This window comes from Cupriavidus sp. YAF13, assembly GCF_052113425.1.
Taxonomy (GTDB): domain Bacteria; phylum Pseudomonadota; class Gammaproteobacteria; order Burkholderiales; family Burkholderiaceae; genus Cupriavidus.
This window is the reverse complement of the sequence record NZ_JBFRDD010000018.1, coordinates 121617-130779: the sequence shown is the minus strand read 5'-3', so window position 1 is coordinate 130779 and position 9163 is coordinate 121617. Positions and strand designations below refer to the sequence as shown.

Annotated in this window: 9 protein-coding genes; all 9 read left to right on the top strand. The window is 65.6% G+C overall.

Features of this window, described 5'->3' with window-relative positions; genetic code table 11:
- On the top strand, positions 1-1275 hold a 1275-nt coding region (locus tag AB4061_RS16855; RefSeq protein ID WP_441635688.1), incomplete at its 5' end, for a chemotaxis protein CheW.
- Between the two features lie 21 nt (positions 1276-1296).
- Complete coding sequence (gene cheW / locus AB4061_RS16850) at positions 1297-1791, top strand: chemotaxis protein CheW (protein ID WP_006162638.1); 495 nt, start codon at positions 1297-1299, stop codon at positions 1789-1791.
- A 70-nt stretch (positions 1792-1861) separates the two neighbouring features.
- Positions 1862-2764, top strand: a complete 903-nt coding sequence (locus tag AB4061_RS16845; RefSeq protein ID WP_150992423.1) for a CheR family methyltransferase — start codon at positions 1862-1864, stop codon at positions 2762-2764.
- On the top strand, positions 2764-3420 hold the full coding sequence (cheD, locus tag AB4061_RS16840) for a chemoreceptor glutamine deamidase CheD (protein ID WP_441635686.1): 657 nt from the start codon (positions 2764-2766) through the stop codon (positions 3418-3420). The genes AB4061_RS16845 and cheD overlap by 1 nt, the downstream gene beginning before the upstream one ends.
- A gap of 23 nt (positions 3421-3443) precedes the next feature.
- Entirely contained in the window at positions 3444-4520 is a 1077-nt protein-coding gene (locus tag AB4061_RS16835) for a protein-glutamate methylesterase/protein-glutamine glutaminase (RefSeq protein WP_441635684.1), read from the top strand.
- 88 nt (positions 4521-4608) lie between these two features.
- Complete coding sequence (gene cheY, locus AB4061_RS16830) at positions 4609-5004, top strand: chemotaxis response regulator CheY (protein WP_006162642.1); 396 nt, start codon at positions 4609-4611, stop codon at positions 5002-5004.
- Between the two features lie 10 nt (positions 5005-5014).
- On the top strand, positions 5015-5650 hold the full coding sequence (gene cheZ / locus AB4061_RS16825; RefSeq protein ID WP_441635682.1) for a protein phosphatase CheZ: 636 nt from the start codon (positions 5015-5017) through the stop codon (positions 5648-5650).
- 283 nt (positions 5651-5933) lie between these two features.
- The gene (flhB, locus tag AB4061_RS16820) at positions 5934-7076 is read left to right on the top strand and encodes a flagellar biosynthesis protein FlhB (protein WP_441635680.1); all 1143 of its coding nucleotides are present in this window, start codon (positions 5934-5936) and stop codon (positions 7074-7076) included.
- The gene (gene flhA, locus AB4061_RS16815) at positions 7073-9160 is read left to right on the top strand and encodes a flagellar biosynthesis protein FlhA (RefSeq protein WP_441635678.1); all 2088 of its coding nucleotides are present in this window, start codon (positions 7073-7075) and stop codon (positions 9158-9160) included. The genes flhB and flhA overlap by 4 nt, the downstream gene beginning before the upstream one ends.
- Positions 9161-9163: the final 3 nt, after the last annotated feature.

Below are 9163 nucleotides of genomic sequence, written 5' to 3'. Positions count from 1 at the left end.
GCGCCGGCCGCCGCCGCTCCGGCGCAGGCCCCGGCCGCGCCCGCCAAGGAAAAAGCCAAGGCACAGCCCGCCGCGGCCGCGCACGCACAGGAGAACGGCTCCATCCGCGTGCCCACCGAAAAGGTGGACCAGATCATCAACCTGGTGGGCGAACTGGTCATCACGCAATCGATGCTGGCGCAGACCGCATCCGCGCTCGATCCGGTGCTGTTCGACCGCTTGTTCTCCGGCATGGGCCAGCTCGAGCGCAATGCGCGCGACCTGCAGGAAGCGGTGATGTCGATCCGCATGATGCCGATGGACTACGTCTTCTCGCGCTTCCCGCGACTGGTGCGCGACCTGGCCGGCAAGCTGGGCAAGCAGATCGACCTGATTACCTTCGGCAAGGCCACCGAGCTCGACAAGAGCCTGATCGAACGCATCATCGACCCGCTGACCCACCTGGTGCGCAACAGCCTGGACCACGGCATCGAGACACCGGACTTGCGCGTTGCCGCGGGCAAGGAACCCACCGGGCAGCTGATCCTGTCGGCCCAGCACCACGGTGGCAACATCGTCATTGAAGTGAGCGACGACGGCGGTGGCCTGCGCCGCGACAAGATCCTCGCCAAAGCGCTGCAGAATGGCCTGCCGGTGTCGGAGAACATCAGCGACGATGAAGTCTGGCAGCTGATCTTCGCACCGGGCTTCTCCACCGCCGAAGCGGTGACCGACCTGTCCGGCCGCGGCGTGGGCATGGACGTGGTCAAGCGGAACATCCAGGAAATGGGCGGCCACGTCGAGGTTACCTCGCGTCCCGGCCAGGGCACCACCACCCGCATCGTGCTGCCGCTGACGCTGGCGATCCTGGACGGCATGTCCGTCAAGGTGGGCGCCGAGACCTTCATCCTGCCGCTGAACTGCGTGATGGAATCGCTGCAGCCCAAGCCGGAGGACGTGCACACGGCTGCCAACAACGACCGCGTGATGCATGTGCGCGGCGAGTACCTCCCGCTGCTGGAACTGCACCGCGTGTTCAACGTGGCCGAAGCCGTGCACGAGCCGACCCRGGGCATCGCCGTGATCCTGCAGGCCGAAGGCAAGCGCTTCGCGCTGCTGGTGGACCAGCTGATCGGCCAGCACCAGGTCGTGCTGAAGAATCTCGAAACCAACTACCGCAAGGTGCCTTGCATTTCCGCCGCCACCATCCTTGGCGACGGCAGCGTGGCACTGATCGTGGACGTCGGCGCGCTGCAGCGCACCGGAGTGCGCCGCCAAGACCCGGCGCTTGCTTAACGCTCAGGAGAACAAGACATCATGGCCGGCATCGGACACATCGATACCCCCGGGAGCGAAGCTTCTGGGCAGGAGTTCCTGGTTTTCACGCTGGGAAGCGAAGAGTATGGCATCGACATTCTCAAGGTGCAGGAGATCCGCGGCTACGACGCGGTGACCCGCCTGGCGAATGCGCCTGACTTCATCAAGGGCGTGACCAATCTGCGCGGCGTGATCGTGCCGATCGTGGACCTGCGCCTGAAGTTCCGCCTGGGCAACGTGCGCTATGACCACCAGACCGTGGTCATCATCCTCAATATCGCCGGCCGTGTGGTTGGCATCGTGGTGGATGGCGTATCGGACGTGCTGACCCTGACCGGCGAAGCCATCAAGCCGGCGCCGGAGTTCGGCGTCTCGGTTTCCAACGATCACCTGACCGGCCTTGGCACTGTCGACGGCCGCATGCTGATCCTGATCGACATCGAGAAGCTGATGACCAGTGCCGAAATGGAATTGGTCGAAGCCGAGCTCGCCTGATCCCGACCGGATCCGCCTGAGTTCGCCAAAGCAAGCCCCAGCAAGACCACGGCCAAAAGCCCCGCAACACATGACGCAGCCTCGCCCAACCGCCTTTGCCGCCGGCCCGCAATCGGCGCAGCCCGCTTCCCTGCGGCGCGACGAGCCGCGTGACTTCCTGCTGACCGAGCGGGACTTCGAGAAGATCCGCGCGATGATTCATCGCCGCGCGGGCATCTCGCTTGGCAGCCACAAGCGAGAGATGGTGTACAGCCGGCTGGCGCGACGGCTGCGCACGCTGCAGCTGGTCGATTTCGGCACTTACCTGGCGATGCTGGACGCCGATGACGGCTCGGACGAGTGGGAGTTCTTTACCAACGCGCTCACCACCAACCTGACGTCGTTCTTCCGCGAAGCCCATCACTTCCCCTTGCTGGCGGAGCACGCCAAGAAGACCGGCCGGCCCTACTCGGTATGGTGCTCGGCCGCGTCCACCGGCGAGGAGCCCTACTCGATCGCCATCACGCTGGCTGAAGCGCTCGGCGAGCGCGCCGCCACTGTGCTGGCCACCGATATCGACACCCAAGTGCTGGCCAAGGCCCGCTCCGGTGTCTATACGGCCGAGCAGGTGAACAAGCTCTCGCCCGAGCGGCTCAAGCGCTTCTTCCTCAAGGGCACCGGCCAGCGCGCCGGCGCGGTCAAGGTCAAGCCGGAACTGGCGGGCACCATCAGTTTCGAGCCGCTGAACCTGCTGGCGCCGGACTGGGGGATTCGCGAGAAGTTCGATGCGATCTTCTGCCGCAACGTGATGATCTATTTCGACAAGCCTACCCAGGGCAAGATCCTGGAGCGCTTCGTGCCGCTGCTCAAGCCGCACGGGTTGCTGTTCGCTGGCCACTCCGAGAATTTCTCCTACGTGACGCGCGCCTTCCAGCTGCGCGGGCAGACTGTCTATGAACTGGCGCCGCAGTCGGCCCGGCTGGGAGGATCGTGATGCGCACGCCCCAATTGCCGGAGGCGATCGCCACCCGCAGTTACTTTGACCGTGAATTCGGCAAGCAAGCCATCAAGCTGCTGCCCAACGAGTATTACGTGACCCGCGAAGACGTGGTGCTGACCACGGTGCTCGGTTCGTGCGTAGCGGCATGCATCCGCGACGAGACGGCCGGGGTAGGGGGCATGAACCATTTCATGCTGCCGGATGACGATGGCGTGGGCGCCGACCGGCTGCTGTCCGCGTCGATGCGCTACGGCTGCTACGCGCTGGAAGTGCTGGTCAACGAACTGCTGAAGATGGGCGCGCGGCGCGAGCGGCTCGAAGCCAAGGTGTTTGGCGGCGGCGCGGTGCTGGCCAACATGACCACGCTCAACATCGGCGACCGCAATGCGGAGTTCGTGATCCGTTACCTGAAGACCGAAGGGATCCGGCTGGCCGCGCAGGACCTGCGCGGCCCGCATGCGCGCCGGGTCAGCTATTTCCCGCTTACCGGGCTGGCGCTGGTGCGTCGGCTCACGCGCCAGGACGACCAGGTGGTGGTCGAGCGTAACGAACGCGCGCTGGCACGCGCCATTGCCAACTCCGCGACGACGCCCGCACAGGGCGGCGCGGAACTGTTTTCACGGCGTGCACCATCGGCTGCCGTTTCCTGATACGACGAGGACTTTTTCCAGACATGACTGCGGCCAAGATCAAGGTATTGTGCGTGGACGACTCCGCGCTGATACGCAGCCTGATGACGGAGATCATCAACAGCCAGAGCGATATGGAGGTGGTAGGCACCGCCCCCGATCCGCTGGTGGCGCGCGACCTGATCAAGCGCCTGAATCCGGATGTACTGACGTTGGACGTGGAAATGCCGCGCATGGATGGGCTGGATTTCCTTGAACGGCTGATGCGCCTGCGCCCGATGCCGGTGCTGATGGTATCGTCGCTGACCGAGCGCGGCTCGGAAATCACGATGCGCGCGCTGGAACTCGGCGCGGTGGATTTCGTCACCAAGCCCAAGCTCGGCATCCGCGACGGCCTGATGGATTACACCGACACCATCGCCGACAAGATCCGCGCCGCGTCGCGCGCACGCATCCGCAGCAACGCACCCGCCAGCGGGGAAGCGGCAGCGCCGGCGACCCCGATGCTGCGCAGCCCGTTGCTGTCCACGGAAAAGCTGATCATCGTGGGGGCGTCCACCGGCGGCACCGAGGCCATCAAGGATTTCCTGATGCCGATGCCGCCCGATTGCCCCGCGGTGCTGATCGTCCAGCATATGCCGGCTGGCTTCACGCGTTCGTTCGCGCAGCGCCTGGATGGCCTGTGCCGGATCACGGTCAAGGAAGCGGAGCACGGCGAGCGCGTGTTGCCCGGCTACGCTTATATCGCCCCGGGAGATTCGCACCTGCTGCTCGCGCGCAGCGGGGCCAACTATGTGGCCCACCTGTCGCAGGAGCCGGCGGTCAACCGCCACCGGCCGTCGGTGGAAGTGCTGTTCGACTCGGCCGCCAGGCATGCCGGCAAGAATGCCATCGGCGTGATGCTGACGGGCATGGGCAAGGACGGGGCGCAAGGCATGCTGCGCATGCGCGAGGCCGGTGCTTATAACCTGGCGCAGGACGAGAGCAGTTGCATCGTATTCGGCATGCCCAAGGAGGCGATTGCCGCCGGTGGGGTGCATGAGGTAGTACCGCTGCACGCGATGAGCCAGCGCGTGATGGCACGCCTGGCCACCTTCGGGACACGCGCGCAGCGAGTTTGACAGGGCACAAGCGCTGGCCCGGCCGCATACCGGCGGGGCCAGCGCAAGTATTGCAGCAACTTTCCACAACTGTATTGGAGCCGTTAGAGTGGACAAGAACATGAAGATCCTGGTGGTCGATGACTTCCCCACCATGCGTCGCATCATCCGCAACCTGCTTAAGGAACTGGGCTTTGCCAACGTCGAGGAAGCCGAAGACGGCGCCGCTGGCCTGGAGAAAGTCAAGGACGGCAGCTTCCAGTTCGTCATTTCCGACTGGAACATGCCGAACATGGACGGCCTGAGCATGCTGCAGGCGATTCGCGCCGAAGGGGCGCTCGCCAAGCTGCCGGTACTGATGGTGACGGCCGAGGCCAAGAAGGAAAACATCATCGCCGCGGCACAGGCCGGCGCGAACGGCTATGTGGTCAAGCCGTTCACGGCTGCGACGCTCGATGAGAAGATTACCAAGATCTTCGAGAAGCTGGCGAAGGAAGGGGCATAAGGTGGGCGATATGTCGACGACTCCGACGCTAAGCAACGAATCTGCCGAGCAGCTGTTCCAGCGCATTGGCGCCCTGACACGGATGCTGCGCGACAACATGCGCGAATTGGGGCTCGACAAGGAAATCGAGCGCGCCGCGCAGGCCATCCCCGACGCGCGTGACCGCCTGAGCTATATCGCCTCCATGACCGAGCAGGCTGCCGAGCGCACGCTGACCGCGGTGGAGCTGGCGCAGCCGATCCAGTCCGGCATGGAGAAGCAGGCCGAGGCGCTCGACAAGCGCTGGGAAGCCTGGTTCGAAACGCCGGTGGAGCTGGGCGACGCGCGCGAGCTCGTGCTCGACACCCGCGCCTTCCTGACGGACGTGCCGCAGCAGGCGCGCGCCACCGGCAGCCATCTGCTCGACATCATGATGGCGCAGGACTTCCAGGACCTGACCGGCCAGGTCATCAAGAAGATGATGGACATGATTCACTCCCTGGAGCAGGAACTGCTGCAGGTGCTGATCGACAATGTCCCGGCCGATCGCCGCGTGGAAGCGCCGTCGACGTTGATGAACGGGCCGCAGGTGAACCCCGAAGGCAAGGCCGACGTGGTCTCCGACCAGTCACAGGTCGACGACCTGCTCGCCAGCCTGGGCTTCTGATCGCCAGGCACGGACCGCGGCGCCGCTAGCGGCGCCGTGCCGTCCCGCGTGCGCCCCTTCCCCGGGGTGCACTGCCGGAGCGCCCTCGCCGCCAAGGCGGGGGCTGCGCATCGCGCATGCCGGCCCTCCCGCGCGCCGCGCGTGCGCCGCGCGCCCCGCCCAAGCGCCGCCATCGCGCAAACAGCGCCAGAATCCCAGTCCTATTCCGGCTAATGCCCGCCGGTTTCCGCTCCGATAATCGATCCTGACGAACGGCCGTATGCCGCTTCGTAACGGAGCGGCCATGTCCGAAGAAAGCGATCTCGAGAAAACCGAACCTGCCTCAGCGCGGCGCCTGGAAAAGGCGCGCGAAGAGGGGCAGGTTGTGCGTTCGCGCGAGCTCGCCACGCTGATCATGCTGATGAGCGGCGTAGTGGGCCTGTCGACGCTGGGCGGCACGCTTGCCAACAAGCTTGATGCCGTGTTGCACGCCAGCCTGGCTTTCGAGCCTGCGATCGCCTTCGACACGACGCGCATGATGTCGCGCTTTGGCATCGCGGTCTGGGAGGGCCTGCTGGCCTTCCTGCCGCTGCTGCTGTTCTTTGGCGCGGCAGCGCTGGCTGGCCCCATGCTGCTGGGCGGCTGGATGTTCTCCGCCAAGTCGTTCGCCCCGGATTTCTCCCGCCTCTCGCCGCTCAAGGGGCTGGGCCGGTTGTTCTCCTCGCAGTCGCTGGTGGAACTGACCAAGGCCATTGCCAAGGCGCTGCTGGTTGGCAGCGTGGCCGGCTGGGTGTTGTGGCGGCGGTTGCCCGAGGCCATCGCGCTGATGAGCGCGCCGATCCACGAAGCGCTGCTGCACATGCTGGAGATGGTGCTGAGCTGCACCGCGATGGTGGCGGGTTCGCTGGTGCTGGTGGCCGCGCTCGACGTGCCCTGGCAGTACTGGACCTTCTACAAGAAGCTGCGCATGACCAAGGAAGAGGTCAAGCAGGAGCACAAGGACAGCGATGGCGACCCGCACATCAAGGCGCGCATCCGCCAGCAGCAGCGTGCCATGGCCAAGCGCCGCATGATGTCCGAAGTGCCGAAGGCGGATGTGGTGGTCACCAACCCCACCCACTTTGCCGTGGCGCTGCGCTACGAAGAAGGCCGCATGAGCGCACCGCGCGTGGTCGCCAAGGGCAGTGACGCGATTGCCGCGCGCATTCGCGAGATTGCCGTCGAGAACGGCGTGCCGTTGCTGTCCGCGCCGCCGCTGGCGCGCGCGCTGCATCGTCACGTCGAGCTGGGCAGGGAAATCCCTGCCGGCCTGTACACCTCCGTGGCCGAAGTCCTGGCCTGGGTCTATCAACTGAAGCACTGGCATCACAGCAGCGGCCCGCATCCGGCGGCACCCTCCGATCTGCTGGTGCCTGACGAGTTAGCCGTACCGGAAAGCCAAGCATGAACGCATTGACCTCGCTGTTCAAACTGCCGGGGGGCCAGACAGGCGGGCAGATGAAGGCCCTGGCCGGCCCGCTGCTGATCATCATGATCCTCGGCATGATGATCCTGCCGCTGCCGCCCTTTATCCTGGATCTGCTGTTCACGTTCAACATCGCCCTGTCGATCATGGTGCTGCTGGTGGGCATGTACACGCAGAAGGCGCTGGACTTCGCCGCCTTCCCGGCGGTGTTGCTGTTCACCACGCTGCTGCGCCTGTCGCTCAACGTGGCCTCGACGCGGGTCGTGCTGATGGAAGGGCACACCGGGCCGGATGCCGCGGGCAAGGTGATCGAGGCCTTCGGCCACTTCCTGGTCGGCGGCAACTTCGCGGTGGGCATCGTGGTGTTCGCGATTCTGGTGGTGATCAACTTCATGGTCATCACCAAGGGCGCGGGGCGTATCGCCGAAGTTGGCGCGCGCTTCATGCTAGACGCCATGCCCGGCAAGCAGATGGCGATCGACGCCGACCTCAACGCCGGCCTGATCAATGAAGACGGCGCCAAGAAGCGCCGTGCCGAGGTCTCGCAGGAATCGGACTTCTACGGCGCGATGGACGGCGCCAGCAAGTTCGTGCGCGGCGATGCCGTGGCGGGTCTGATGATCATGTTCATCAACGTCGGCGCCGGCATGGTGGTCGGCATGGTGCAGCATGACCTGGACTTCGCCACCGCGGTGCGCAACTACACGCTGCTGACCATCGGCGATGGCCTGGTCGCGCAGATCCCGGCGCTGGTGATTTCCACCGCCGCGGGTGTGATCGTCTCGCGGGTCTCCAACGAGCAGGACGTGGGCCAGCAGCTGACCGGCCAGCTGTTCTCCAATCCGCGCGTGCTCTACCTGACCGGCGCCATCATTGGCATGATGGGCATCATCCCGGGCATGCCGCACTTCGCCTTCCTGGCCTTCGCCGGCGCGCTGGTGTGGTTCGGCCGCTATGTGGCACGCCGCGACGTGGCGCAGGCGCAGGAAAAGAAGCGCGAGGACCGTACCCCCTCAGTGGCGCCTGAATCGACCGAAGCCAGCTGGGACGATGTCACCCTGGTCGATCCGCTCGGCATGGAAGTGGGCTATCGCCTGATCCCGCTCGTGGACCGCGCGCAGAACGGCGAGCTCCTCGGGCGCATCAAGAGCATCCGCAAGAAGGTGGCGCAGGAGATCGGCTTCCTGGTGCCGGTGGTGCATATCCGCGACAACCTGGAACTCAAGCCCAACGCCTACCGCATCACGCTCAAGGGCGTGGAGATCGGCCGCGGCGAGGCCGCGCCCGGGCAGTGGATGGCGATCAACCCCGGCCAGGTGTCCGGCGCGCTGCCGGGCACGCCCAGCCAGGACCCGGCCTTTGGCCTGCCCGCGGTGTGGATCGAGAGCGGTCTCAAGGAGCAGGCGCAGACCTACGGCTACACGGTGGTGGACGCAAGCACGGTAGTGGCGACTCACCTCAACCACCTGATCCACATTCACGCGGCCGAGCTGCTTGGCCGCCAGGAAGTGCAGGCGCTGCTCGACCGCATCGCCAAGGAATCTCCCAAGCTCACCGAAGACCTGGTTCCCAAGGTCATCACGCTCACCGCGCTGCAAAAGATCCTGCAGAACCTGCTGGACGAAAGCGTGCCGATCCGCGACATGCGCACCGTGCTGGACGTGGTGGCCGAGCACGCGCCCAAGGTCAGCGATCCCAACGAGCTCACCTCGCTGGTGCGCATGGCGCTGGGCCGCGCCATCACCCAGCAGTGGTTCCCCAACGGCGCCGACCTCCAGGTCATCGGCCTTGACGCTGGCTTGGAACGCGTGCTGTCGCAGGCGCTCACTAACGGCGGCGGCATCGAGCCGGGCCTGGCCGATGCGCTGCTGCAGCAGACGCATGGCGCGGTGATCAGGCAAGAACAGCTGGGGCTGGATCCGGTGCTGCTGGTGCCGCATCCGCTGCGCCCGTTGCTGGCGCGCTTCCTGCGCCGGACCATGCCGCAACTCAAGGTGCTTTCGCATGCCGAGGTGCCGGACAACAGAAATATCAGGATCACCGCCATGATCGGTGGCACAGCGTGAGGG